Source organism: Silicimonas algicola (assembly GCF_003970735.1).
GTDB lineage: Bacteria > Pseudomonadota > Alphaproteobacteria > Rhodobacterales > Rhodobacteraceae > Silicimonas > Silicimonas algicola.
Window position 1 is genome coordinate 3,721,842 of sequence record NZ_CP034588.1, and the last position, 23,486, is coordinate 3,745,327.

Genomic DNA, 23,486 nt, shown 5'->3' on the forward strand with positions numbered 1-23,486 from the left:
GGCCGGCCCCAATAGGCTGGCCGACGGAGGAACGGGCATGGCGATCAGCAAGACAATCCGCACCTGGTTCGAAGGCCGCTGGCACGACGGCGACACGGCGGTGATGCGGGCCGCCGACCACGGCGCGTGGCTCGGCTCCTCGGTCTTCGACGGCGCGCGGTACTTCGAGGGCGTGGCGCCCGACCTTCTCGCGCATTGCCGGCGCGTCAACGCCTCGGCCCGCGCGCTGATGCTCACGCCGACGAAGACCGACGAGGAGATCGCGGCGCTCGCCTGGGAGGGGCTGACGGGCTTCGACTGGTCCGGCCCGGTCTACATCCGCCCGATGTACTGGGGCATCGACGGCGACATCACCGCCATCGTGCCGGGGCCAGAGCGCACAGGTTTCGCGCTCTGCCTCGAAGAGGTGCCGCTTGCACCCGCCGAGGCGACGACACGCACCACGACGACGCGATTCCGGCGTCCGGTCCTCGAGTCGGCGGTGGTCAACGCGAAGGCCGGTTGCCTTTACCCGAACAACGCGCGGATGCTGACCGAAGTGCGCGCCAAGGGCTTCCAGAACGCCATGGTCGCCGACGCCATGGGCAACCTCGCCGAAAGCGCCACCGCGAACGTCTTCCTGGTGAAGGACGGCGAGGTCCTGACGCCGATCCCGAACGGCACCTTCCTCGCCGGAATCACCCGCGCCCGCCACATGACGAACCTCGCCGCCGATGGGACGCCGGTGCGCGAGGCCGTGCTGACCTTCGACGACCTGCGCGACGCGGACGAGGTCTTCCTGTCGGGCAACATGAACAAGGTCACGCCGGTGATCGAATTCGACGGCACGCATTATCAGGTCGGCCCCGTCACCCGGCGCGTGCGCGAGATGTACTGGGATTGGGCGCTGTCGGAGCGTCCCTGATGCGCGCGCTGGCGCGGGCCATCCTTGGCCTCGCCGCCGCCGTCACGTTTATCGCTTCTGGTTGGACCCTGTCGCAGTCGCCCTTCGCGGCGCCCTATGTCGAGAGGACCGAAGCGCAGGTGAAGGTCGCCGTCGAGGCAGCCTTGACCCGCAACATGGACATGCGCACCGTCGAGGCGCGGCTGCGCGCGGCTCTGGCCGAGGGCGAGGCCGACGAGGCCGCGGCCATCCTGGCACTCGCCGACCGTCGCGGCGTTGCGGTCATGCCGTTCCTTCGGGCCGAGGTCGAGGCGGCGGTCGAGGTGGCGGAGGGCTGGTCCGCCTGCCTCTCCTGCGCCGTCGATCCCGCTGAGTGTCCAGACCTGACCCGTGTCGCCGCCTGCAACCTGCCCCTGGAGCTGACGCCTGTGGGCGACGCCAAGGCGGTGTGGCGCGCGGTCGACGCCTATCTCGAGGATCGCGCCATCGACCGCGTCGACCTTGGCCTTGGCGTCGTCGGCCTGGGGGCGACGGCCGCGATCCTGGTCAGCGGCGGCTCCAGTGCGTCGGTGAAGGGCGGCGCCACGGTTCTGCGCGTGGGCCGGAAGGTCGGGGCCTTGCCGCCCCGCCTGACGGACGAGGTCGCGACCCTCGCCTCGGACGCGCTCAGGCTGGACCGCGCCGGCGAGGCGATGCGGACGCGCAAGCTGGCGCTTCTCGTCGAGCCCGCCGCCGCCGCGCGCCTGTCGGGCGTCGCCTCGGACGTGGGCCGTCTGACCGACGCCATGCCCCTCGGCGACGCCTTCGCCGTCGTCCGCCGGGCCGAGAGCGCCGACGATCTCGCGCGCCTCGCCCGCGTGGCGAACGCGACCGGCGACGAGACCCGCGCCACGCTCGCCGTCCTCGGCAAGGCCCGCCTCGTCCGCCTCACGACGCGCCTCGCCGACATGACGATCCTCGCCGCCGCCCTTCTGGCCGCGCTGGCGGGTCAGGTGGTGTCCTTCGCGATCTGGCTGCTCCGGCGCTTTCTTCGCCCCGCGCGAGGTGGACAGCGCGGCCGGCCTCAGCCACCCTCGCAGAGCCGAAGGGAGGCGCGACGATGACCGACAAACCGATCCGCTACCTGTCCGACGAGACGCTCGACGGGCTTGGCATCGCCCCGCGCGAGATCGCGGACGCCATCGAGGCCGCGCTTCGCGGCAAGGCCGCCGGACGGCTGCACGTCACGCCCAAGTCCTCGCTTCTGCCTGGCGAGGGACGCTACATGATGTCGACGCTCGCGGTCGGCAACGACGAGGACCTGACGGTGCTGAAGACGGTCGCCGTCTGCCCCGACAATCCCGCGAAAGGCCTGCCCGCGATCAACGGCGCGATCCTCGTACTCGACGCGCGCACCGGCCTTCTGCTGGCGGTCATGGGGGCGAACTGGATCACCGCGCACCGCACCGCCGCCCTCTCGGCCGTCGCGGCGCGCAGGCTGGCCGATCCCGACAGCGCGACCCTGGCCTTCGTCGGCTGCGGCGTGCAGGCTCACAGCCACCTCGCCGCCGTCGCGGACGCCTATCCCCTGCGCCGGGTGCTGGCCTGCGGGCGGGGCGAGGCGAACCGCGAGGCGCTTCTGGACGCAGCGCGGCAGCGTGGTCTCGACGCGCAGGCGGCGACCCCGGACGAGGCCCTGACCGAGGCCGACATCGTCGTGACTTCGGTCACGCTCGACTACACCATCGCGCCCTTCCTCGACGCTCGGCTCCTCAAGCCCAATGCCTTCGCCGCCATCACCGACCTCTGCATTCCCTGGACGCAGGACAGCCTGTCGGCCTTCTCTACCGTCGTCGTCGACGACCTCGTGCAGGAACGCACGGCCGAGCGGCCGATGCTGCCCGCCGACCTCGTTTCGGGCGACCTGACCGGCCTGGTCGGCGGTGAGATCGAGCCTGGCCCAACCGGCCCCCGCGCCTTCGCCTTCCGAGGCATCGCCCTTGGCGACTATGCCGCCGCCGCCCTCGCGCTGGCCCGCGCCGAGGCGACAGGCGCCGGAACGCCGATCGGCACGCGGTGATGGACAGCCCCGCGCGAAGTCAGCATCATCGCCGCCGCGAAAGAGAGTGAGATGCGCAAGTTCCTCGTCATCCTCGACGACAGCCGCGAGTGCCTGAACGCCATGCGCTTCGCCGCCATGCGCGCCGCACGCACGGCCGGCAGCGTCCAGATCCTCGCCGTCATCCCGCCAGAGGAGTTCCAGCACTGGATCGGGGTGGGCGAGATCATGCGGGAAGAAGCCCGCGAGCGGATCCACGTCCACTTCGAGGTCTTCGCAAAGTGGATGCGCGACCGCCAGAACGTCGACCCCGAGCTGGTGATCCGCGAAGGCGACCCGGTGCCGGAGATCCTCGCCCAGATCGAGGAGGACGGCGACATCGGCGTCCTCGTCCTCGGAGCCTCCGCCGAGAAGGGCGGGCCGGGTCCCATCGTGCAGGCGCTCTCGCGCAGCTTCGGCTCGCTGCCCGTGCCGCTGACCATAGTGCCGGGGGAGTTGTCGAAGGAGCGGCTTGAAGCGGTGAGCTGAGGCGTTAGACCTTCAGACTAAAGGGCCTTGATGGCCAAAAGCCCGATGGCCGAAACCGCGACGCCGAAGACCGCTCCTGCGAGAAAGGTCGCGAAACGGTTCCAAAGAAGCCTTTCGAGTCCCGAGATCCTCATATCCACGCGCCCGATCTCGGATCTTAGCTCAAGCATCGCCTGATCGGTTCTTTCTCGGGTGAACTCTTTCAAGTCACTCGCGTTTTCTCGAATCTTGGTCTCAAGCCGCTTCTTGAGCGCCTGCACATCCTCGTCCATCCTCGCGTACCCCTCCGTCCCGACTGCCCAAGTTCTATACGTAGTCATTTCAAGACGTCGATGACCGGCGTAGGGGCACTTTAGAACCGTTCCAATCCATTGACACTCCAGGGTACGGGGCGCATATATCTTGTCCAACCCGGAGAAAGCCGATGTTCATCCAGACCGAGTCCACGCCGAACCCCGCGACCCTGAAATTCCTGCCCGGCCAGTCCGTGCTGGGAGCGGGCACCGCGGATTTCCCCTCGGCGGGCACTGCCGGCAAATCGCCGCTCGCCAGCCGCATCTTCGCGGTCGAAGGCGTGACGGGCGTGTTCCTGGGCACCGACTTCGTCACCGTGACCAAGGCCGAAGCGACGGAATGGGACGTGGTCAAGGCCCCGATCCTGGGCGCGATCATGGAGCACTTCCAGTCCGGCCAGCCCGCCATCGAGGGCGAGGCGGCGGCGGCCCATGCCGAGCATGACGGCGAGGACGGCGAGATCGTCAGCCAGATCAAGGAACTCCTCGACACCCGCGTGCGTCCCGCCGTGGCGCAGGACGGGGGCGACATCGTGTTCCACGGCTTCGACCGCGGCATCGTCTACCTGCACATGCAGGGCGCCTGCGCGGGCTGCCCGTCCTCGACCCTGACGCTGAAGATGGGGATCGAGAACCTGCTGCGACACTACATCCCCGAAGTGGTCGAGGTCAGGCCGGTTGCCGTCTGAACCGACGATCCTCGCTTTCGACACATCGGCCGCGCACTGCGCGGCCGCTTTGCTGATGGGCGGCCGGATCTTAGCCGAACGGCTCGAGGAGATGGGCAAGGGTCAGGCCGAGCGGCTGTTCCCGATGCTGGAGGAAGTGCTGGCCCAGGCTGACGCGGCGTGGTCCGATCTCGACGCCGTCGCGGTCGGGACCGGGCCGGGCAACTTCACCGGCATCCGCATTGCGGTCTCGGCCGCGCGCGGGCTTTCGCTCTCGCTCGGCATCCCTGCAATCGGCGTCGACGGGTTCGACGTGGTCCGCGAGGTCGCGGGACTCTCGACCGTGGCGCTTCCGGCCCCGCGCGGGCAAGTCTACCTGAAGGATTTCACGCACGGCGGTGCGCCGATCCTCGCAGAAGCCGAAGCGGCGGAACGGCCGCTCCCGCTGAACGGAAACCCGGCCGGGATCATCGCCCGCCTCGCCGCCCGCCGCCTCTCGGTCTCCACCGACATCCCCCGCCCCGCTCCCCTCTACATCCGCCCCGCCGACGCGGCCCCGGCCTCGGATCCGCCGCCCGTCATCCTGCCGTGACGCCCGCCGCCCTCGCCGCGATCCACGCCGCCGCGATGGAGGTGCCCGCGCCCTGGTCGGAGAAGGACTTCGCGGACCTTCTCGCCGATCCGGCAGTCTTCCTGGCACAGCCTTTCATCGGTCCCGAAATATCCCGGGGAGCGCGAGGGGCAGAGCCCCTCGCCTTCGCCCTCGGCAGGGTTGCTCTGGATGAGGCCGAGCTTCTCACCATCGCCGTTCACCGGGACGTCCGCCGCCGGGGCCTCGGCGCTGAAACGCTCGCCGCCTTCGAGGCCGCCGCCCGCGGCCGCTCCGCTTCCCGCGCCTTCCTCGAAGTCGCCGCGACCAACGCACCGGCACGCGCGCTCTACGCCCGCGCGGGGTGGTCCGAGGACGGTGTCAGGCGTGCCTATTACCGCGCCGCATCGGGCCGGATCGACGCCATCCTGATGAGCAAAACCCTCGCCCCTGCATGACCTTGCGTCGCGGCCGCGCATTTCGACCAGATGGTCAAGACTCCTATTGACGCCTTACGGGCTCTGCGGCCTTAATCCGTCATCAATAAGGGCGCCGGGGGGTTCTGCCCGCGATCCGCGCCCAGGTCCGCAACTGGGAGACGACCATGACCATCCTCAACAAATTTCTTGGCGGCGCCGCGGCGCTGGCGCTGACGTCGGGCGCCGCGCTGGCCGAGCCCGCGCTGATCTTCGACCTGGGCGGCAAGTTCGACAAGTCGTTCAACGAGGCCGCCTTTAACGGAGCCCAGAAGTGGGCCGAAGAGACCGGCAACACCTTCCGCGAGATCGAGCTGACCTCGGAAGCGCAGCGCGAGCAGGCGCTCCGCCGCTTTGCCGAGGCGGGCGCGAACCCCGTCGTGATGACTGGCTTCGCCTTCGGGTCGGTGCTGGGCGAGGTCGCCCCCGACTATCCCGACACGACTTTCGCGATCATCGACATGGTCGTCGACGCGCCGAACGTCCGTTCGGTCGTGTTCAACGAGCATGAAGGCTCCTACCTCGTCGGCATGCTGGCCGCTATGGCGTCGGAAACCGGCACCGTGGGCTTCATCGGCGGCATGGACATTCCGCTGATCCGCAAGTTCGCCTGCGGCTATGCCCAGGGCGTGAAGGCCGTGAACCCCGATGCCACGGTCGTCGCCAACATGACCGGCACCACGCCCGCCGCGTGGAACGACCCCGTGAAGGGCGGCGAGTTGACCAAGGCGCAGATCAGCCAGGGCGCGGACGTGGTCTATGCGGCGGCCGGCGGCACCGGCGTGGGCGTCCTCCAGGCGGCAGCGGACGCCGACATCCTGTCGATCGGCGTCGACTCGAACCAGAACTACCTGCATCCGGGCGAAGTCCTGACCTCGATGCTCAAGCGCGTCGACAACGCCGTCTACGAAGCCTTCTCGCAGGGCCCCGAGATGGAGACGGGCATCCAGGTTCTGGGCCTCGCCGACGACGGCGTGGGCTATGCCGTCGACGACAACAACGCCTCGCTCATCACCGACGAGATGACGGCGGCGGTCGAGGACGCGAAGGCCAAGATCGTCTCGGGCGAGGTCCAGGTTCACGACTACATGTCGGACGACAGCTGCCCCGCGATCGACTTCTGATGCGCGATGGCGCGGAAAATGCGGGGCGGCCGGACACGGCCGCCCCGGCCATTGAACTGAAAGGTATTTCCAAGGCCTTCGGTCCGGTCCAGGCCAACAAGGACATTTCCATCCGCGTGATGCCAGGCACGATCCACGGCATCATCGGCGAGAACGGCGCGGGCAAGTCCACCCTCATGTCGATCCTCTACGGCTTCTACAAGGCCGACGCGGGCGAGATCTTCATCCAGGGACGCAAGACCGAGATCCCCGACAGCCAGGCTGCCATCGCCGCCGGCATCGGCATGGTCTTCCAGCACTTCAAGCTGGTCGAGAACTTCACCGTGCTGGAAAACGTGGTCCTCGGCGCCGAGGAGGGCGCGCTTCTCAAGCCCTCGCTCGCCAAGGCGCGGAAACTCCTGTCCGAACTCGCCGCCGAATACGAACTGAACGTCGACCCGGACGAGATGATCGAGGAGCTGTCCGTCGGCCACCAGCAGCGCGTCGAGATCCTGAAGGCGCTCTATCGTCAGGCCGACATCCTGATCCTGGACGAGCCCACGGGCGTCCTGACGCCCGCCGAGGCCGATCACCTGTTCCGCATCCTCAATGGCCTCAAGGACCAGGGCAAGACGATTATCCTGATCACCCACAAGCTGCGCGAGATCATGGAGATCACCGACACCGTCAGCGTGATGCGGCGCGGCGAGATGACGGCGACCGTCAAGACGAAGGAAACCTCGCCCGAGGAACTGGCCGAGCTGATGGTGGGCCGCAAGGTCCTTCTCCGCGTCGACAAGAAGCCCGCCGAGCCCTACGCCCGCGTTCTCGAGGTTGAAAACCTGCGCATCGTGGACGAGGACGGAGTCGAGCGCGTCAAGGGCGTCGACCTGCACGTCCGGGGCGGCGAGATTCTGGGGATCGCGGGCGTGGCCGGCAACGGACAGTCCGAGCTTCTGCACGTCCTCGGCGGCTATGGCCGTGCGGCGGGAACCGTCCGCGTCAACGGCGAGGACATCGACCTGACCGGTTCCCGGTCCGACGGCCAGTCCCGCCGCGCGCGCGGCATCGCCCACGTCCCCGAGGACCGGCACCGCGAAGGGCTGATCCTCGACTTCTTCGCCTGGGAGAACATGGTCTTCGGCTATCACAACGCGCCGGAATACCAGAAGTCGTCCTGGTTCATGGACAACGCCGCCATCCGCCGCATCACCCAAGAGAAGATGCAGCGCTTCGACGTGCGCCCGCCGAACCCGGCGCTGGCGGCCAAGAACTTCTCGGGCGGCAACCAGCAGAAGATCGTTCTGGCGCGCGAGATCGAACGCGACCCCGATCTTCTGCTTGTCGGCCAGCCGACGCGCGGCGTCGACATCGGCGCCATCGAATTCATCCACCAGCAGATCATCGCGCTCCGCGACCGGGGAAAGGCGATCCTCCTCGTCTCGGTCGAACTGGATGAGATCCTGTCGATGTCCGACCGCATCGCCGTCATGTTCGACGGCCGCATCATGGGCGAGCGTCTGCCTGCCGAGACCGACGAGCGAGAGCTTGGCATGCTGATGGCCGGGATCACCGACACCGGCCGCGCGCCTGTCCACAGACCGCCAAGCGGTCTCGTGACCGGGAACGGAACGCAGGCATGATGCGCAGGCGGCAGGGGAGACCTTCGGCATGGACGTGATCCCCAAGTGGGCCGACGCGATCCTCGTCCCGCTGATTTCGCTTCTGATCTCGTTCGCGCTCTCGGCGCTCGTCATCCTGTCGATCGGCAAGGACCCCATCGAGGCCGTGAAGATCATGGTCACGGGCGCGCTCGGGTCGTCCTATGGCTGGGGCTACACGCTCTACTATGCGACCAACTTCATCTTCACCGGCCTTTGCGTCGCCGTCGCCTTCCATGCCCGGATGTTCAACATCGGCGGCGAGGGTCAGGCGGCCTTGGGCGGTCTGGGTGTGGCGCTGGTGTGCCTTTCGGTCGACTGGCCGCACTGGCTGGTCGCCCTGCCCGTCGCGCTGATCGCGGGGGCGCTGTTCGGCGCAGCCTGGGCCTTCATTCCTGCCTACCTTCAGGCCAAGCGCGGCAGCCACATCGTCATCACAACGATCATGTTCAACTTCATCGCCGCGTCTTTCCTGACCTACATGCTGGTCGAGCACCTGAGGCCCGCAGGCGCGATGGACCCGGCAACGGCCAAGTTCCCCGCGGGCACGCATCTGCCGTCGCTTGCCGACGCGCTCGGCCTCGTCGGCATCCCGTTCTCGCAGGCGGCGCCCGCGAACATCACCTTCTTCATAGCACTCCTCGCCTGCTACCTCGTGTGGCTGCTGATCTGGCGGACGCGCCTCGGCTACGAGATCCGGGCCTACGGCCATTCCGAGCCCGCCGCCCGCTACGCCGGAATTTCGCCCACCAAGATCATCGTCGTGTCGATGATGATCTCGGGCGCGCTGGCGGGGTGCATGGCGGTCAACAACGTCATGGGCGAGGCCGAAAGGCTGGTCCTGAACTCGGTCGAGGGCGCGGGCTTCATCGGCATCGCGGTGGCGCTGATGGGGCGGTCGCATCCCCTCGGCGTCCTGCTGGCAGCGCTTCTTTTCGGGTTCCTCTACCAGGGGGGGGCCGAGCTGTCGCTCTGGGCCAACATCCAGCGCGAGCTGATCGTGGTCATCCAGGCGCTGGTGATCCTGTTCACCGGCGCTCTCGACAACATGGTGCGGATGCCGATCGAGGCGCTGTTCCTGAACTTCCGCCGCAAGGCGCCGGTCGAGGCGACCACCGCGCCCAAACCCGACGCCAAGTCGGCGCAGGGAGGGCACGGCGCGTGATCGGGGAGTGGCTGCCGAACCTTCTGACCGGATGGGGCGTCCAGCTTCTGGGGGTGCTGTCGCCCGGTCCCGGTGTCGCGCTGATCCTGACGGTGGCGACGACGCGCGGACGCGCACCCGCACTTGCCACCTGCCTCGGCATCGCGCTGGGCGCGGTACTTCTGGCGCTGATCGCCGTCCTCGGTCTGGCGGCGCTTCTCGCCGACATCGCCTGGGCGATGACGGCGGTGCGCTTTGCCGGGGCGGCTTTCCTTCTGTGGCTGGCGTGGAAATCCTTCGGACGCATGATGGCTCCGGGAGAACTGCCTGCCGCGAAGGGCACGGCACGCGCGGACAATTCGGCGGCGGCGGGCTTTGCCATGCAGATGACCAATCCCAAGGCCATCCTCTATTGGATCGCAGCGGCAGCCGTGGCGGGGCTGGAGACCGCGCCCCTGCCGATCCTCGCGCTGTTCCTTGGGGGCGCCTTCGTCAATTCCTTCGCGGGACACGGGGCTTGGGCCGTCGCCCTGTCCTCCCGGCCGTTCCTGTCCCTCTATGCCGGCGCGCGGCGCTGGATCGAGGGCGTCCTCGGCGTGTTCTTCGCCTTTGCCGCCTTCAAGCTCGCCACGGCCCGGGAGTGACGCCTTGGACTACCTGACGCTCCTCCAGATCCTCGACACCACGGTCCGGCTCGCCACGCCGCTTCTCTTCGCCTGCCTCGCGGGCCTCGTGTCCGAGCGCGCGGGCATCTTCGACATCGGGCTCGAAGGCAAGCTGCTGATGTCGGCCTTCTTCTCGGCCGCCGTCGCCGCGACCACGGGTTCGGTCTGGGCCGGACTTGCCGCAGGCGTGGGCGCGTCGCTGGTCCTGTCGGCGATCCACGGCCTTGCCTCGATCACCTTCCGGGGCAACCAGTTGATCTCGGGCGTCGCCATCAACTTCCTCGCGTCCGGCCTGACCGTCCTCATCGCGCAGGACTGGTTCGGACAAGGCGGGCGCACGCCGTCCCTGTCGGGTGACGCGCGGTTCAACGAGATCACCCTGCCCTTCGCACAGTCGCTGTCGGGCCTGCCCTACGCCGGCCAGGGATACACCGAGCTGATCTCGGGCCATTCGCTTCTGGTCTATGTCGGGCTCCTGACGGTGCCGCTGATCTGGTGGATGCTCTACCGCACGCGCTTCGGGCTGAGGCTTCGCGCCGTGGGCGAAAACCCGGCGGCCGTCGACACAGCCGGCGTGTCGGTCCTGCGCCTGCGCTATACGGCGGTCGCCATCGCAGGTGTCCTTTGCGGCCTCGGAGGCGTCTACCTTGCGACCGGCCTGCAGGCGGGCTTCGTCAAGGAGATGTCGTCGGGCCGGGGCTACATCGCGCTCGCGGCCCTGATCTTCGCCAAATGGAGGCCGTGGTACGCCCTTTTCGCCTGCCTTCTCTTCGGCTTCTTCCAGGCTTTGTCGTTCCGGCCGGACGTGGTCGAGAGAGTTGCCCGCATCGACATACCCGGACAGTTCCTCGATGCGCTTCCCTATATCCTGACCGTCGTCATACTCGCCGGTTTCGTGGGCAAGGCGATCCCTCCCCGCGCCGGCGGAGAGCCCTATGTGAAGGAACGCTGACCCCGGCAGCGGCAGCCCCTTGAAAGCGAACGGCGACGGGGCGTAAGGGAGACCATGCAGATCTACCTCCCCATTGCCGAGGTCTCGGTCAACGCCTTCCTTCTTCTGGGATTGGGAGGAATGGTCGGGGTCCTTTCGGGGATGTTCGGGGTGGGGGGCGGCTTTCTTCTGACGCCGCTTCTGTTCTTCATCGGCATCCCGCCCGCCGTCGCGGTGGCCACGGGCGCGAACCAGATTGTCGCGGCCTCGTTCTCGGGCGTGCTCGCGCACCTGAAGCGCCGCACGGTCGATCTGAGGATGGGAGGCGTCCTTCTGGTCGGCGGTCTCGCCGGGGCGCTCCTTGGCGTTCAGGTGTTCAACCTGCTCCGGGCGCGAGGCCAGGTCGATCTTCTGGTCCAGCTGTCCTACGTCCTGTTCCTCGGCGTCATCGGCGCGCTGATGTTCGTCGAAAGCCTCAACGCCATCCGCAAGACGCGCGCGGGCCGCGCAGCGCCGACCCGGCGCAAGCACGGCTGGGTCCATGCGATGCCGTTCAAGATGCAGTTCCGCGCCTCGCGGCTCTACATCTCGGTCATCCCGCCCCTGATGGTCGGCTTCCTCGTCGGCATCCTTGCGGCGGTGATGGGCGTCGGCGGCGGCTTCGTCATGGTGCCGGCGATGATCTACATCCTCCACATGCCGACCAAGGTCGTCATCGGCACCTCGCTCTTCCAGATCATCTTCGTCACCGCCTTCACGACGATCCTGCACGCGACGACGAACTATACCGTCGACATCGTGCTCGCCCTTCTCCTGATCGTGGGAGGCGTCCTCGGGGCGCAGATCGGAACTCAGATCGGGGCAAAGATGAAGGCCGAGCAACTGCGCGTCCTTCTCGCCCTTCTCGTCCTCCTGGTCTGCGGCAAGCTGGCGCTCGACCTCCTTCTCGAGCCGTCCGAGCTTTACAGCCTCGGCACCGGGAAGGCGCACTGATGCGCGCGGCTCTCCTGTCCCTTCTCCTTCTCGCCGCCTTGCCCGCGCGGGCGGAAGAGGTGGTGGCCGGCCTCAGCCAGAGCCGGATCCAGATCTCGACGAACTTCGACGGGTCCGAAATCCTGATCTTCGGTGCCGTGAAGCGTGAAACGCAGATCGTCGAGGATCCGGCGCTTCAGGTTCTCATCACCGTGTCGGGGCCGTCCGAGCCGCTGACGGTACGCCGGAAGGAACGGCGTTTTGGCATCTGGGTGAACACCGACACGGTCGAGGTGGACGCAGCCCCAAGCTTCTATTCGGTCTCGACCTCGGGCACATGGTCCGAGACGATCAAGGACGTCGAGGACCTGCGCCACCGCATCTCGATCCACCGCGCGATCCGCTCGGTCGGCGCGACGATCTCCGGCACGAATGACTTCACCGAGGCTCTGATCCGGCTGCGCATGCGCGAGACGCTGTACCAGACGAATATCGGCGCTGTGACCTTCGACGAGGACACGCTCTTCTCGACCAGCATCCAGTTGCCCGCCAACCTGCACGAAGGCCGGTACGTCGCGCGCTTCTACCTGACGCGCGGCGGCTTCATCGTCGACACGCATACCGCCGCGATCGAGGTCCACAAGGTCGGGCTGGAGCGCTGGCTGTTCCACCTGTCCCGGGAACAGCCGCTAATCTATGGCCTGATGTCGCTGACGATCGCCATCTTCGCGGGATGGGCGGCCTCCGCCGCCTTCCGCGTGTTCCGGTCCTAGCCGCGCCCGACGAAGGGCATCTTGGTCGCCATGATGGTGACGAACTGCACGTTCGTCTCCAGCGGCAGGCGGCACATCGACAGCACCGTCTCGGCCACGTGGCGCGCATCCATCGTCGGCTCGGGCTTCATGCTGCCATCCGCCTGCGGCCGGCCCGAGGCCATGTCCTGCGTCATGTCGGTCAGCGCGTTGCCGATGTCGATCTGCCCGCAGGCGATGTCAAACTCGCGGCCGTCAAGCGCGAGGCTCTTCGTCAGGCCCGTGATGGCGTGCTTGGTCGTCGTGTAGGGCACCGAATGCCAGCGCGGAGAATGCGCCGAAATCGACCCGTTGTTGACGATCCGACCGCCCTGCGGCGCCTGCCTCCGCATCTGCCGGAACGCCGCTCGGGCGCAGTTGAACATTCCGTTCAGGTTCACGCCGACGACGGCATTCCAGGTCTCGTCGTCGATCTCGTCGATGCTGACGGGCTTCGACCCGCGCCCGGCGTTGTTGAAGATCGCGTCGATCCGTCCGGCCTTCTCGACGAACTGCGCGAAGGCCGCGTCGACCGCAGCGCTGTCGGCAACGTCGGCTGCCAGAGGCACGGCCTTGTCGCGTCCCTTGCAGAAGGCGTCCAGCTTCTCGGCGCTGCGAGCAAGGACGCCGACCGTCCAGCCGGCCTCGAGAAAAACCTCGGCCGTGGTCTTGCCGATGCCCTGGCTTGCGCCCGTGATGATGATGGTTCCGCTCATTCCCCGTCGTCCTCCCTGTCCAGCGAGAACGGCGCGGGGGGCGCGTCGAGATCGCGTGTCGTCAATGGTTCTGCCGGCTTTCCGAGGCGATAGCGCGTGACCCAGTAAAGCCGCTCCTCTGCCCGAGTGATAGCGACGTAGGCCAGTCGTTTCCAGAGCGGGATGCCCGCCTCGTTCCGTCCCGCCCGGCTGGCGGCGTAGAGATCCGGCGCGAAAACCTGAACCTCGCGCCATTGGGAGCCTTGCGCCTTGTGGATCGTCACGGCCGCGCCGTGCAGGAAGGCTGCGCCCATGTTCGCGGCGAAGGGGATGAACGGCTCTTCCTCGTCCGGCATCTCGATCTTGACGATGGACGCGGCCGACACCTGCGGCTCGATCGCCCCGATGACGTGCAGCCGCGAGAAGCCGGGACGCCGCCCTGGTCCGAGATAGATCACCTGAGCGCCCTTGATGAGCCCCCGCGCCTCGAGGTCGAGCCGCTTCTTGCGATGCTTGAGCGGCAGCTCGATGCCGTCGCAGATCAGCGGCTCGCCCGGCAGGAGCGCATCGGCGGGCGCGTCGAAGGCGGCGCGGAAGGCGTGAATCAGCCTTATGCGCGTCGCGTTCCGCCAGACGAGCACGGGAGACCGCGCCATCAGCCCCGCTTCGACGCGCGGGCTGACGACGACCCGGTCGTCGGTGCGCGCGGCATCCTCGATCATCCGCTCGAAGTCCTCGAAGGTCAGGGCGTCGTCGCCGAGCGCGTGCGCGAGGTCGAGGATGGGGTTGTCGAGGTCCTGACGGTGGACCCGGTGCAGCACCAGCTTGCGCGGCTCAGGCAGGGTCTCGAAGATCATTTGCCCGGACTGGTTGACCGGCGCGAGCTGCGCGGGATCCCCGAAGAGAAGGAGCGTCGGGAAGATTTCCCGAAGGTCGTCGAACTGCTTCTGGTCCAGCATCGAGGCCTCGTCGACGAAGCCGATGTCCAGCGGATCCTCGCGCCGCTTCCAGCCGAGGATGAAGTCCGACCCCTTCAAACCTGCCGTCGCCAGCGCGCCCGGCACCGACCTGACGGTCTGGAAGAACGCGAACGCCCGGTCGAGCGCCGCGTCGGTCAGCCCTTCGACCGAAGGCCGCTCGCCGTTGCCGACCAGCCATTCCGCGATCTTTTCGTACTCGGGATCGTAGACCGGAGTGTAGAGGATCCGGTGGATCGTCGTCGCGGGCACGCGCTGGTTGCGCAGGACGCTCGCGGCCTTGTTCGTCGGAGCGAGGATGGCAAGCGTGCGACGATCCTTGCGCCGCCGCCCCTCGTAGTCCCCGCTGACCGTGTCGACGCCCGCTTCCGTCAGCGCCTCGGCCAGCCGCGCCAGCAGCATCGTCTTGCCCGACCCGGCCTTGCCGATCACCGCCAGAACGCCCTGCCCGCCCTCGGTCCGGGGCGAGACGGAGCTTTCCTCGATGTCGACGCCAGCCCCGCGCAAGGCTTCGGCCACGCGGTCGAAGGCCTCTGCCTGGTCCTCGGAGAACGCGGTGACGGGAAGCGACATGCCCGGACCCTAGCCTGCCCGCCCGGCGTGGGCCAGCGGTCAGGCCGCCATTGCACATGCTCCTCCAAGAGACCGCGACACCCAGAAGCGCGACACCTCGTCCGACACGCCCGCCGCCACCAGAAGCCGCGCGCGGACCCGCGCATCGATCGCCCAGAGACCCGCGCTGGTCGCATCGCGCCCCTGCCCCTCGGTGCCCAGGATCGTCGGGCCCCAGCCAAGCCGGCGATAGATCCGCACCATGCGCGCATCAAAGACACCGACGAGGTGCGACAGGCCGAAATGCCGCCCGACCTCCATCGCGCCAAGCATCATGGCAGCCGACACACCCGCTGCCGCGTCAGGGGCAAGACAGAACCTCGTGCATTCCCAGATCGACGAACTTTCGATCCGGGCGCCATCCGTCAGGGACGCGAAGTGATCGTTGACCATGGTGATGCCGGTCGTCGGCAGAAACCGCATGGACCCGCCATGCGTGCCGTCGGGACGCGCCCACAGCACATAGAGCGGATCTTCGGCGTCATACGCATCGCGCTCGAAGCCGTCGGCGCCCACGCTCACCTCCCACCCCAGCCGTTCGCGAAACTGCACGGCGCGGTCGCGGAACATGCCGTCCCTCAGCCTGGGCAAGCGCGGCAGCTCGACGGCATGAAGATAGCGAAGCATGAAACCCTCCCACTTGCGGTGGAAGGGTCCTAGTCAGCCGTGGTTAACGCGCGCGGATCCAGCCGTGCGCGAGGGTTGTCACACGATTAACAGCCCCTGGTTCAGGGCGCGAGCGACGGCGTGGGTCGTGTTCATCGCCGCCAGCTTCATCCGCGCGCCTTCGATATAGACGCGCAGCGTATGCTCCGAGATCGACAGGCTCTCGGCCGCCTGCGCCCGGCTGTGTCCAAGCGCCAGAAGGGTCAGCGCATCGGTCTCGCGCGGGCTGAGGCTGACGACCTTCAGGGTGTCCGATCCGCGCTCCAGCTCCAGCGCCTTCTGGTTGATGAAGTGCGAGATCAGGATCAGCTCTCTCGCACGCGCTTCGGTGAAACGGCTCCAGGCCGCGTCGTCGTCCCGGCTCGACACCGTGAACAGGGCGAACTGGCCCGAGGGTCCCCGGATCGGGATCGAATACCCCTGGTTTCCCACGCCCGCGTCGACGGCCTCGTCCACGAAAGCGCGCACCGAACGCCCGCTCCAGTCGAGCCGCTTCCAGTCGACGGGGTTGAACTGCCTCAGGCAGGCCTGCACCACGGGATCGAGCCGGGCATAGTCCTGCGTCAGGTAGCGGGTCGTCCACTCTTCGGAATAGGTCAGCGCGGCGCAATGTTCGCCGGTCGAATTGACCCAGTGATAGATGACGTGCTCGGTCTCCAGCACGTCCCGCAGGCCGACAATGACGTCGTTCAGCCGATCAAAACTTTCGACCGAACCCAGCTTGTCGATGAAGCTCTCCAGTATGGCCAATGTTAAGCGGCGTCCCCGGCGCCATCCCACGCACCGACGTCAGCTCCTCCGCGACGATGCCGATGGCCGTGACCATCTGCATTTCCGTGGCCTTCAATCCGTTCTTGCAGGCGAAGGATCGAAGGTCGGTCAGAACGTCGAGTATCCAGTCGTTTGCCATACAGTTCTCGCCCCTAGATGGTTAACGATTCACTAATACAACCATAGCATGTATTCATGATGCAGCGTCACTCACCATTTTCAACTCCCCAGATATAGCGAGGGGGAAGACTGCAAGATATTGAAAAACTTGGGGTTAGGGCCTCCAGAACGGAGAACGCCGCAAGGGTGCGGACCCTCGCGGCGTTTGATTCCGATATGGAAACAGACTGTCTCTTATCTGGAAACGCTCGCCTCTAGCGTGTCTTCCCAGGTCCGAAGCCCCGTGCGCGGCGCCTGAACCAGAACGGCCATGTTCCCCGGCTTGTGTTCGTTGCGGCGCATCTTGACGTGCGCAGCCGGTATGTCCGCCCAGGGAAACACCTCGGACATGCAGGGGTCGAGCCGCCGCTCGACCATCAGCTTGTTCGCCGCTGCCGCCTGCTTCAGATGCGCGAAGTGCGAGCCCTGGATGCGTTTCTGGTGCATCCAGATATACCGCGCGTCCATTGTCAGGTTGTATCCGGTGGTGCCGGCGCAGATCACGACCATGCCGCCTTTCTTCACCACGAAGGTCGAGACCGGGAAGGTCGCCTCGCCCGGATGCTCGAACACCATGTCGACGTTCACGCCCTTGCCGGTGATGTCCCAGATCGCCTTGCCGAACTTCCTGACTTCGCCGAACCACGCCTTGTATTCGTCGGTATTGACCGTCGGAAGCTGGCCCCAGCAGTCGAAATCCTTGCGGTTGATGACGCCCTTGGCGCCGAGGCTCATCACGAAGTCCCGCTTGTCTTCTTCCGAGATCACGCCGATCGCGTTCGCCCCCGCCGTGTTGATGAGCTGGATCGCATAAGACCCAAGCCCCCCCGACGCGCCCCAGACCAGCACGTTCTGCCCCGGCTTCAGCTCGTGCGGATGATGCCCGAACAGCATTCGATAGGCCGTGGCGAGCGTCAGCGTGTAGCAGGCGCTTTCTTCCCAGGTCAGGTGCTTCGGGCGCGGCATCAACTGCTGCGACTGTACCGTGGTGAACTGCGCGAAGGAGCCGTCCGGCGTCTCATAGCCCCAAATCCGCTGGCTGGGACTGAACATCGGGTCGCCGCCGTTGCACTCCTCGTCCTCGCCGTCGTCCTGGTTGCAGTGGATCACGACCTCGTCGCCGACCTTCCAGCGCGAGACCTTGTCGCCGACGGCCCAGACGATGCCCGCCGCGTCCGACCCCGCGATGTGATACTCGGCCTTGTGGACGTCGAAGGGGCTGATCGGGATCCCGAGCCCCGCCCAGACGCCGTTATAGTTCACGCCCGCCGCCATCACCATCACGACGACCTCGTGGCTGTCGGGCCTGTCGACCGGCACCACTTCGAGTTGGAAGGATTTGTCGGGCTCGCCGTGACGCTCTCTCCGGATGGCCCAGGCGTGCATCTTCCCGGGAAGATGCCCCAGCGGAGGCATCTCGCCCACCGCGTACAGGTCCTTCTTCGGCGCCGTCTCGGTCATCGTGCCAGCCTCGTCCAAAGCCATGATCGTCCCCTTCTACGCTGCGATGCAGAATCGCAAAACTCAAGTCAGGAAATAGAACTGGCCACGCAAGATTGCAACCCAGAGGTCGTGTTATTTGAAATTTTATGTCTCGTCGGCTGTTAGAGGGTCAGGTTTTCTTCGCAAGCGCAGCACTCCGTATCAGCGGAAAGTCGCAGAGGCTGTCTCCAAGGGTTACACGATCGCCGAAAACGGGTACGATAGGGAGAATTCCGTAAACTTTCAGGTGGCTAGTCTAATGTCGTCCGGCGCGCGCGAACCAGACCTGCAGTCGATGCCGTCGACCACCCACCGCTTCCTCTACAATCGCTGGATGGCACGGCGCACCGTCGCGCTGGCGATGATCCTTCTCTATCCCACCCTGATCGCGCTGATCTTCGGCAATCCCGGCCCGGTCCTCGCCCTTGTCGAGGGAATGGTGCTTGGCGTCTGCCTTGTCGTCGCCACTGTTTTCATGGTGATTTCGCGGCATCCCGTAACGCGCCTCACCGTAGGCCCCGAAGGCCTGACGTCGCCCTTCGGCCTTCTGCGCAGCATCGCCTGGCATGAGGTCGAGCGCGCCCACTACGTCCCCCGCCGCCCCGTCTTCTGGCACGCGCAGGAGTGGCTCTACCTCGAGCTTCGCCCCCGCACCTCGGGTGTCCTCCGCCTCCCGCTGCCCTCGTGGATGGAATCCTGGATCCTCAGCCGCCTCGGCGTCCGCATCCCCCTCCACGCCCTCAAAGAGCCCTCGGGCGAGGTCCTGGCGTCGATCGAGCGCTTCGTTTCCGTGATCCAGACCGACCTCGCGGTCGAGACCGGGGCGATCCGCCACTAGGCATCGCCCCTCGCCGCGTCGCAGCGAATTGACACGGCCATTTCCTTGCGCATACTTGACCTCCAGCGAAATTATATTTCAACGCCGGTCGAGGATATCCGCAGATGTCGCACGCGCAGAAAGACCGTCCCTGGCTGTTCCGCACCTATGCCGGCCACTCGACCGCTGCCGCGTCGAACGCGCTATACCGCTCGAACCTGTCGCGCGGCCAGACCGGCCTGTCGGTCGCCTTCGACCTGCCCACCCAGACCGGCTATGACAGCGACCACCGCCTGGCGCGCGGCGAGGTCGGCAAGGTCGGCGTCCCGATAGCCCACCTCGGCGACATGCGCGCCCTCTTCGACGGCCTGCCGGTCGAGGAGATGAACACCTCGATGACGATCAACGCCACCGCGCCGTGGCTCCTGGCGCTCTACATCGCCGTGGCCGAGGAGCAGGGCGCGGACGTCTCGAAGCTGCAGGGCACCGTCCAGAACGACATCATCAAGGAATACCTCTCGCGCGGCACCTACGTCTGCCCGCCCCGGCCCAGCCTGAACATGATCACCGACGTCGCCGCCTACACGCGCGAGCACCTTCCGAAATGGAACCCGATGAACGTGTGTTCCTACCACCTTCAGGAGGCCGGAGCGACGCCGGAACAGGAACTGGCCTATGCGCTGGCCACCGCGCAGGCCGTCCTCGACGACCTCCGCGCAAAAGTGCCCGCCGAGCACTTCCCCGAGATGGTCGGCCGCATCTCGTTCTTCGTGAACGCCGGCATCCGCTTCGTCACCGAACTCTGCAAGATGCGCGCCTTCACCGAGCTTTGGGACGAGATCTGCCGCGCCCGTTATGGTGTCGAGGACGAGAAATTCCGCCGTTTCCGCTACGGCGTGCAGGTCAACTCGCTGGGACTGACCGAGCAGCAGCCCGAAAACAACGTCTACCGCATCCTGATCGAGATGCTGGCCGTCACCCTGTCGAAGAACGCCCGCGCCCGCGCGGTGCAGCTTCCGGCCTGGAACGAAGCCCTGGGCCTGCCCCGTCCCTGGGACCAGCAGTGGTCACTGAGGATGCAGCAGATCCTCGCCTACGAGACCGACCTTCTCGAATACGACGACCTCTTCGACGGCAACCCGGCGGTGACCGCGAAGGTGGAAGAACTGAAAGACGGCGCCCGGTCCGAGCTTGCCCACATCGACGCGATGGGCGGCGCAGTCGAGGCTATCGAATACATGAAATCCCGCCTCGTCGAGGCGAACTCCGACCGCATCGGCCGGATCGAGCAGGGCGAAACCACCGTCGTCGGCGTCAACCGCTGGCAGGCGGGCGAGCCCTCGCCGCTGACCAGCGGGCCCGAAGCGATCATGGTCGCCGATCCCGAAGCCGAGGCCGACCAAGTCGCGCGCCTGACGGACTGGCGCGCCTCTCGCGACGAGACAAGGGTCCGAGCTGCCCTCGACGCCCTCCGCAATGCCTGCGCCTCCGGCCAGAACGTCATGCCCGCTTCCATCGCCGCCGCGAAGGCAGGTGCCACGACCGGCGAATGGGGCGACGTCGTGCGCGCCGCCTTCGGCCAGTACCGCGCACCCACGGGCGTCAGCCGCAACCCCTCGAACCGGACCGAGGGACTGGACGAGATCCGCGCCGCCGTAGATGCCGTCTCGGCACGCCTCGGGACGCGCCTGAAGTTCCTCGTCGGCAAGCCCGGCCTCGACGGCCATTCGAACGGGGCCGAGCAGATCGCAACCCGCGCCCGCGACGCCGGCATGGACATCACCTACGAGGGCATTCGCCTGACGCCGTCCGAGATCGTCACCGCCGCGCGCGATGCGGGCGCCCATGTCGTGGGTCTGTCCATCCTGTCGGGAAGCCACCTGCCGCTGATCGAGGAAACGCTGGCCGAGATGACCTCGGCCGGACTCTCGCATGTGCCGCTGGTCGTGGGCGGGATCATCCCCGACTCCGACGCCGAGCGCCTGCGCGCGATGGGCGTCGCGCGTGTTTACACCCCCAAGGATTTCGAGCTGAACCGCATCATGTTCGACATCGTCGCATTGGCCGACCCCGAGGCGGTGGCGGCGGAATAGGATCTCAGGTCGCCGCGCCGTTCCTGCCGAAGGGGTCGTGGCCCCAATTCTTCAACGAATAGGCCCAGTTCGATCCCTCTGGCTCTTTCGGCTTCTGGGCCGAATGCCTTGCGATATAGCCAAGGACCTTCGCCATGTGATCCCATTGGGCGTCCGTCAGGTCGTCCTTGTCGGTCCGCTTGATCTCGACGATCCGGCGTCCCGACTTGTGGCCGGTGCTCTCGTCCCCATCGCTGCTGTCACCGACCGACCTGGACTCGTCGGTCAGGCCTCAAGCTCCTTGGGCGCCATGTTCACCTTCGTGCGCCACTCGCTCCAGATCTCGTCTCTCGACTTTTCCGTCATCGCAGCCTCAGGCTGATTGGAAGGCCCCGCCGATGGCGAGGCCCTCTGTTGTTCATTTCCGAAGGAACTCGATCAGCGCGCTGTTGAAATCGTCCGCGTGACTGACGTTGCAGCCGTGCGGTGCGTCCCGAATGACATGCATCTCCGACCCCGGCACCATGCGGTGCGTCCGCTCGCCCGAGCCCTCGATGGGCACGACCCCGTCGGAATCGCCGTGAATGACCAGCGTGGGCACGGTGATTTTCTTCAGGTCGTCGCGGAAGTCCGTGGTCCCGAACGCTTCCATGCACTTGAGCGCCGCGGTCTGGTCCGATTGCTCGCAAAGCGAGATCGCCATCTGCCGCTCGGGCTCGGACACCTTCAAGTCTCCATTCGCAGTGAAGAAGTTCTTTGTGAACCCCTCGAAGAAAGTCGCGCGGTTCTGCTTCAGATCCGCTTCCATCTTCTCGGCCTTGTCTTCGTCAAGCGGCCCTCCGGGGTTGTCGTCCGTCTTCATCATGAAGGGCGGCACGGCCGAGGCGAAGACGACGCTGTGGAGACGGTCTTCGCCGTGTGCCGAAATGTAGCGCGCGACTTCGCCGCCTCCCATCGAGAAGCCGACCAGGGTCACGTCTCGCAGATCCTTGTCGTCCATGACGGCCTCGAGATCGTCGGCCAGGGTGTCGTAGTCGTAGCCGTGGTTGGGCTTGTCCGACCGGCCGAAGCCTCGGCGGTCGTAGGTGATGACGCGAAAGCCCGCATCTCTCAGCGCGGGCAACTGGTGGGCCCAGGCCTCGCCCGACAGAGGCCAGCCGTGGATCAGGACGACGGGGCGGCCGGGGCCTCCCGTATCCTCGACACGAATGTTGACGGCGGAGTCGATACGCTGGTCCATGTGGTCCTCTTTCTTCGGATTGGTGGACGCGCCAATGGTCGGCGCGGCGTTGCGAATTCAACAGAAGAACGGCAGCGATGTTCCCGGCCCGTCCCCGACCCGACACCGATGTGATACCGACGTGATACCGACGCGATACCGACACGGCTTTTCGCCCTCCCCGCAGCTCGCTACTCTGTCCTTCGACCACAGAAAGGGATCGAGGGAATGACCGTCCACATCGGCGCCGAGCCCGGCGACATCGCCGAAACCGTCCTTCTGCCAGGCGATCCCTATCGCGCCAGATGGGCGGCCCAGACCTTCCTCGACGCGCCGCGACTGGTGAACGAGGTGCGGGGGATGCTGGCTTATACCGGGACGTGGAAGGGCAACCCCGTCACCATCCACGGCACCGGCATGGGGATGCCGTCGCTGTCGATCTACGTCAACGAACTGATCCGCGACTACGGCGCCAAGACCTTGATCCGCATAGGTTCTTGCGGCGGAATGCAGGACAGCGTCAAGGTTCGTGATATCGTCATCGCGATGACGGCCAGCACCTTGTCGACCCCCTCCCGAGGCATCTTCCGCGAGCTGAATTTCGCCCCCTGTGCCGACTGGACCCTCCTCCGCGCCGCCGCCCGTGCAGCCGAAGCCTCGGGCGTCGCCACCCACGTCGGCGGCATCTATTCCTCGGACGTTTTCTACGACGAACGCCCCGACCTGACCGAGCAGATGACCCGCCACGGAATCCTCGGCGTCGAGATGGAAGCCGCCGAGCTCTACACCCTCGCCGCCCGCCACAACCGGCGCGCTCTCGCCATCCTGACGGTGTCCGATCATCTCCTGAGCGGAGAGGCGCTACCCTCGGAAGACCGCGAGAGGAGTTTCGGGGAAATGGTGCGCATCGCCCTTGAAGCAGCTTTTTGACGAGCTAACGTTTCCTGTCAGCCCGCATGAGCGGTGCAATCGTTTCGACAGGAGACAGTTATGAAGATATTCAAATCCGCCGCGGTTCTTTCCGCGCTCGTGCTCGCCACTGCCTGCGCCCAGCAGGAAGAAGTGATGGTCGAGACCCCGCAGCAGACCCCGATCTATGCCAAGGACGGCACGATCATCGGGATGGAGCCCATGGTTCGCCCGGGTGGCATGATGTCAAGCAATAGCACCATGAGCTTGGACGATTGCACCGGCGCCGTCGCCGGCGGTGACGATACCGCGTGCGAGGAGGTCAACAACGACCTTCCCAGCGGTGTGGACGGCTGACTGCCGTA

General features: G+C 66.6%; 25 protein-coding genes and 1 pseudogene. 18 read left to right on the forward strand and 8 right to left on the reverse strand.

The window, feature by feature from the left end; all coding sequences use genetic code 11:
• Positions 1-37: 37 nt before the first annotated feature.
• From EF888_RS18350 to EF888_RS18365, 4 genes are read left to right on the forward strand one after another with little or no spacing between them, the layout of a single operon-like run.
• Positions 38-904 (forward strand): branched-chain amino acid aminotransferase, encoded by an 867-nt coding sequence (locus EF888_RS18350; RefSeq protein WP_109759431.1) that lies wholly within the window; start codon positions 38-40, stop codon positions 902-904.
• A complete protein-coding gene (locus EF888_RS18355; RefSeq protein WP_109759430.1) occupies positions 904-1,986 on the forward strand; it encodes a hypothetical protein in 1,083 nt (360 codons plus the stop codon). The genes EF888_RS18350 and EF888_RS18355 overlap by 1 nt, the downstream gene beginning before the upstream one ends.
• Positions 1,983-2,942, forward strand: a complete 960-nt coding sequence (locus EF888_RS18360; protein ID WP_109759429.1) for an ornithine cyclodeaminase family protein — start codon at positions 1,983-1,985, stop codon at positions 2,940-2,942. The genes EF888_RS18355 and EF888_RS18360 overlap by 4 nt, the downstream gene beginning before the upstream one ends.
• A 51-nt stretch (positions 2,943-2,993) precedes the next feature.
• On the forward strand, positions 2,994-3,449 hold the full coding sequence (locus EF888_RS18365; RefSeq protein ID WP_109759428.1) for a universal stress protein: 456 nt from the start codon (positions 2,994-2,996) through the stop codon (positions 3,447-3,449).
• Positions 3,450-3,466: 17 nt separating this feature from the next.
• Here the strand turns inward: EF888_RS18365 and EF888_RS18370 are convergent, their stop codons facing one another.
• Positions 3,467-3,721, reverse strand: coding sequence for a hypothetical protein (locus tag EF888_RS18370; RefSeq protein ID WP_109759427.1), 255 nt, complete (start codon positions 3,719-3,721; stop codon positions 3,467-3,469).
• Positions 3,722-3,873: 152 nt separating this feature from the next.
• Between EF888_RS18370 and EF888_RS18375 the strand changes: the two genes are divergently transcribed.
• The 10 genes from EF888_RS18375 (at position 3,874) to EF888_RS18420 (ending at position 12,724) form a co-directional block, all read left to right on the forward strand.
• Positions 3,874-4,431: a NifU family protein gene (locus EF888_RS18375; RefSeq protein WP_109759426.1), complete on the forward strand. Its 558-nt coding sequence runs from the start codon at positions 3,874-3,876 to the stop codon at positions 4,429-4,431.
• The gene (gene tsaB / locus EF888_RS18380) at positions 4,421-5,002 is read left to right on the forward strand and encodes a tRNA (adenosine(37)-N6)-threonylcarbamoyltransferase complex dimerization subunit type 1 TsaB (RefSeq protein ID WP_109759425.1); all 582 of its coding nucleotides are present in this window, start codon (positions 4,421-4,423) and stop codon (positions 5,000-5,002) included. Before EF888_RS18375 ends, tsaB begins: the two co-directional genes overlap by 11 nt.
• Positions 4,999-5,457, forward strand: coding sequence for a GNAT family N-acetyltransferase (locus tag EF888_RS18385; protein ID WP_241239734.1), 459 nt, complete (start codon positions 4,999-5,001; stop codon positions 5,455-5,457). The genes tsaB and EF888_RS18385 overlap by 4 nt, the downstream gene beginning before the upstream one ends.
• A gap of 146 nt (positions 5,458-5,603) precedes the next feature.
• A complete protein-coding gene (locus EF888_RS18390; protein WP_109759424.1) occupies positions 5,604-6,599 on the forward strand; it encodes a BMP family lipoprotein in 996 nt (331 codons plus the stop codon).
• The gene (locus tag EF888_RS18395; RefSeq protein WP_109759423.1) at positions 6,599-8,221 is read left to right on the forward strand and encodes an ABC transporter ATP-binding protein; all 1,623 of its coding nucleotides are present in this window, start codon (positions 6,599-6,601) and stop codon (positions 8,219-8,221) included. Before EF888_RS18390 ends, EF888_RS18395 begins: the two co-directional genes overlap by 1 nt.
• A 28-nt stretch (positions 8,222-8,249) precedes the next feature.
• The gene (locus EF888_RS18400) at positions 8,250-9,404 is read left to right on the forward strand and encodes an ABC transporter permease (RefSeq protein ID WP_109759422.1); all 1,155 of its coding nucleotides are present in this window, start codon (positions 8,250-8,252) and stop codon (positions 9,402-9,404) included.
• Positions 9,401-10,027: a LysE family translocator gene (locus EF888_RS18405; RefSeq protein ID WP_109759421.1), complete on the forward strand. Its 627-nt coding sequence runs from the start codon at positions 9,401-9,403 to the stop codon at positions 10,025-10,027. Before EF888_RS18400 ends, EF888_RS18405 begins: the two co-directional genes overlap by 4 nt.
• Before the next feature lie 4 nt (positions 10,028-10,031).
• Positions 10,032-11,000, forward strand: a complete 969-nt coding sequence (locus EF888_RS18410; RefSeq protein WP_109759420.1) for an ABC transporter permease — start codon at positions 10,032-10,034, stop codon at positions 10,998-11,000.
• Positions 11,001-11,054: 54 nt separating this feature from the next.
• Entirely contained in the window at positions 11,055-11,972 is a 918-nt protein-coding gene (locus EF888_RS18415; protein WP_109759419.1) for a sulfite exporter TauE/SafE family protein, read from the forward strand.
• Positions 11,972-12,724 (forward strand): TIGR02186 family protein, encoded by a 753-nt coding sequence (locus EF888_RS18420; protein WP_109759418.1) that lies wholly within the window; start codon positions 11,972-11,974, stop codon positions 12,722-12,724. The genes EF888_RS18415 and EF888_RS18420 overlap by 1 nt, the downstream gene beginning before the upstream one ends.
• On the opposite strand, the gene EF888_RS18425 is transcribed toward EF888_RS18420, so the two are convergent.
• The 5 genes from EF888_RS18425 to ccrA all read right to left on the reverse strand — a co-directional run bounded on the left by EF888_RS18425 (position 12,721) and on the right by ccrA (position 18,107).
• Positions 12,721-13,458: an SDR family oxidoreductase gene (locus tag EF888_RS18425; RefSeq protein WP_109759417.1), complete on the reverse strand. Its 738-nt coding sequence runs from the start codon at positions 13,456-13,458 to the stop codon at positions 12,721-12,723. The genes EF888_RS18420 and EF888_RS18425 overlap by 4 nt on opposite strands.
• On the reverse strand, positions 13,455-14,987 hold the full coding sequence (locus EF888_RS18430) for an ATP-dependent DNA helicase (protein WP_109759416.1): 1,533 nt from the start codon (positions 14,985-14,987) through the stop codon (positions 13,455-13,457). Before EF888_RS18430 ends, EF888_RS18425 begins: the two co-directional genes overlap by 4 nt.
• A gap of 39 nt (positions 14,988-15,026) precedes the next feature.
• The gene (locus tag EF888_RS18435; RefSeq protein ID WP_109759415.1) at positions 15,027-15,653 is read right to left on the reverse strand and encodes an acyl-homoserine-lactone synthase; all 627 of its coding nucleotides are present in this window, start codon (positions 15,651-15,653) and stop codon (positions 15,027-15,029) included.
• A gap of 78 nt (positions 15,654-15,731) precedes the next feature.
• Positions 15,732-16,442 carry a helix-turn-helix transcriptional regulator gene (locus EF888_RS18440; RefSeq protein WP_241239735.1) on the reverse strand — a complete coding sequence of 237 codons (711 nt, stop codon included), beginning with the start codon at positions 16,440-16,442 and terminating at the stop codon, positions 15,732-15,734.
• Between the two features lie 375 nt (positions 16,443-16,817).
• Positions 16,818-18,107: a crotonyl-CoA carboxylase/reductase gene (gene ccrA / locus EF888_RS18445; protein ID WP_109759413.1), complete on the reverse strand. Its 1,290-nt coding sequence runs from the start codon at positions 18,105-18,107 to the stop codon at positions 16,818-16,820.
• A 292-nt stretch (positions 18,108-18,399) separates the two neighbouring features.
• Between ccrA and EF888_RS18450 the strand changes: the two genes are divergently transcribed.
• Positions 18,400-18,942, forward strand: a complete 543-nt coding sequence (locus EF888_RS18450; RefSeq protein ID WP_146202995.1) for a hypothetical protein — start codon at positions 18,400-18,402, stop codon at positions 18,940-18,942.
• A gap of 104 nt (positions 18,943-19,046) precedes the next feature.
• Complete coding sequence (locus tag EF888_RS18455; RefSeq protein WP_109759411.1) at positions 19,047-21,014, forward strand: protein meaA; 1,968 nt, start codon at positions 19,047-19,049, stop codon at positions 21,012-21,014.
• A 4-nt stretch (positions 21,015-21,018) separates the two neighbouring features.
• On the opposite strand, the pseudogene EF888_RS18460 reads toward EF888_RS18455, so the two are convergent.
• Together EF888_RS18460 and EF888_RS18465 are read right to left on the reverse strand one after the other, a co-directional pair.
• Positions 21,019-21,359, reverse strand: a pseudogene (locus EF888_RS18460) (DUF3140 domain-containing protein).
• A gap of 52 nt (positions 21,360-21,411) precedes the next feature.
• Positions 21,412-22,233: an alpha/beta fold hydrolase gene (locus tag EF888_RS18465; RefSeq protein WP_109759410.1), complete on the reverse strand. Its 822-nt coding sequence runs from the start codon at positions 22,231-22,233 to the stop codon at positions 21,412-21,414.
• 207 nt (positions 22,234-22,440) lie between these two features.
• On the opposite strand from EF888_RS18465, the gene deoD reads away from it, so the two are divergent.
• Together deoD and EF888_RS18475 are read left to right on the forward strand one after the other, a co-directional pair.
• Positions 22,441-23,142 carry a purine-nucleoside phosphorylase gene (gene deoD / locus EF888_RS18470; RefSeq protein WP_109759409.1) on the forward strand — a complete coding sequence of 234 codons (702 nt, stop codon included), beginning with the start codon at positions 22,441-22,443 and terminating at the stop codon, positions 23,140-23,142.
• A 60-nt stretch (positions 23,143-23,202) separates the two neighbouring features.
• Positions 23,203-23,478: a hypothetical protein gene (locus EF888_RS18475; RefSeq protein ID WP_109759408.1), complete on the forward strand. Its 276-nt coding sequence runs from the start codon at positions 23,203-23,205 to the stop codon at positions 23,476-23,478.
• The last annotated feature ends 8 nt before the right edge of the window (positions 23,479-23,486 follow it).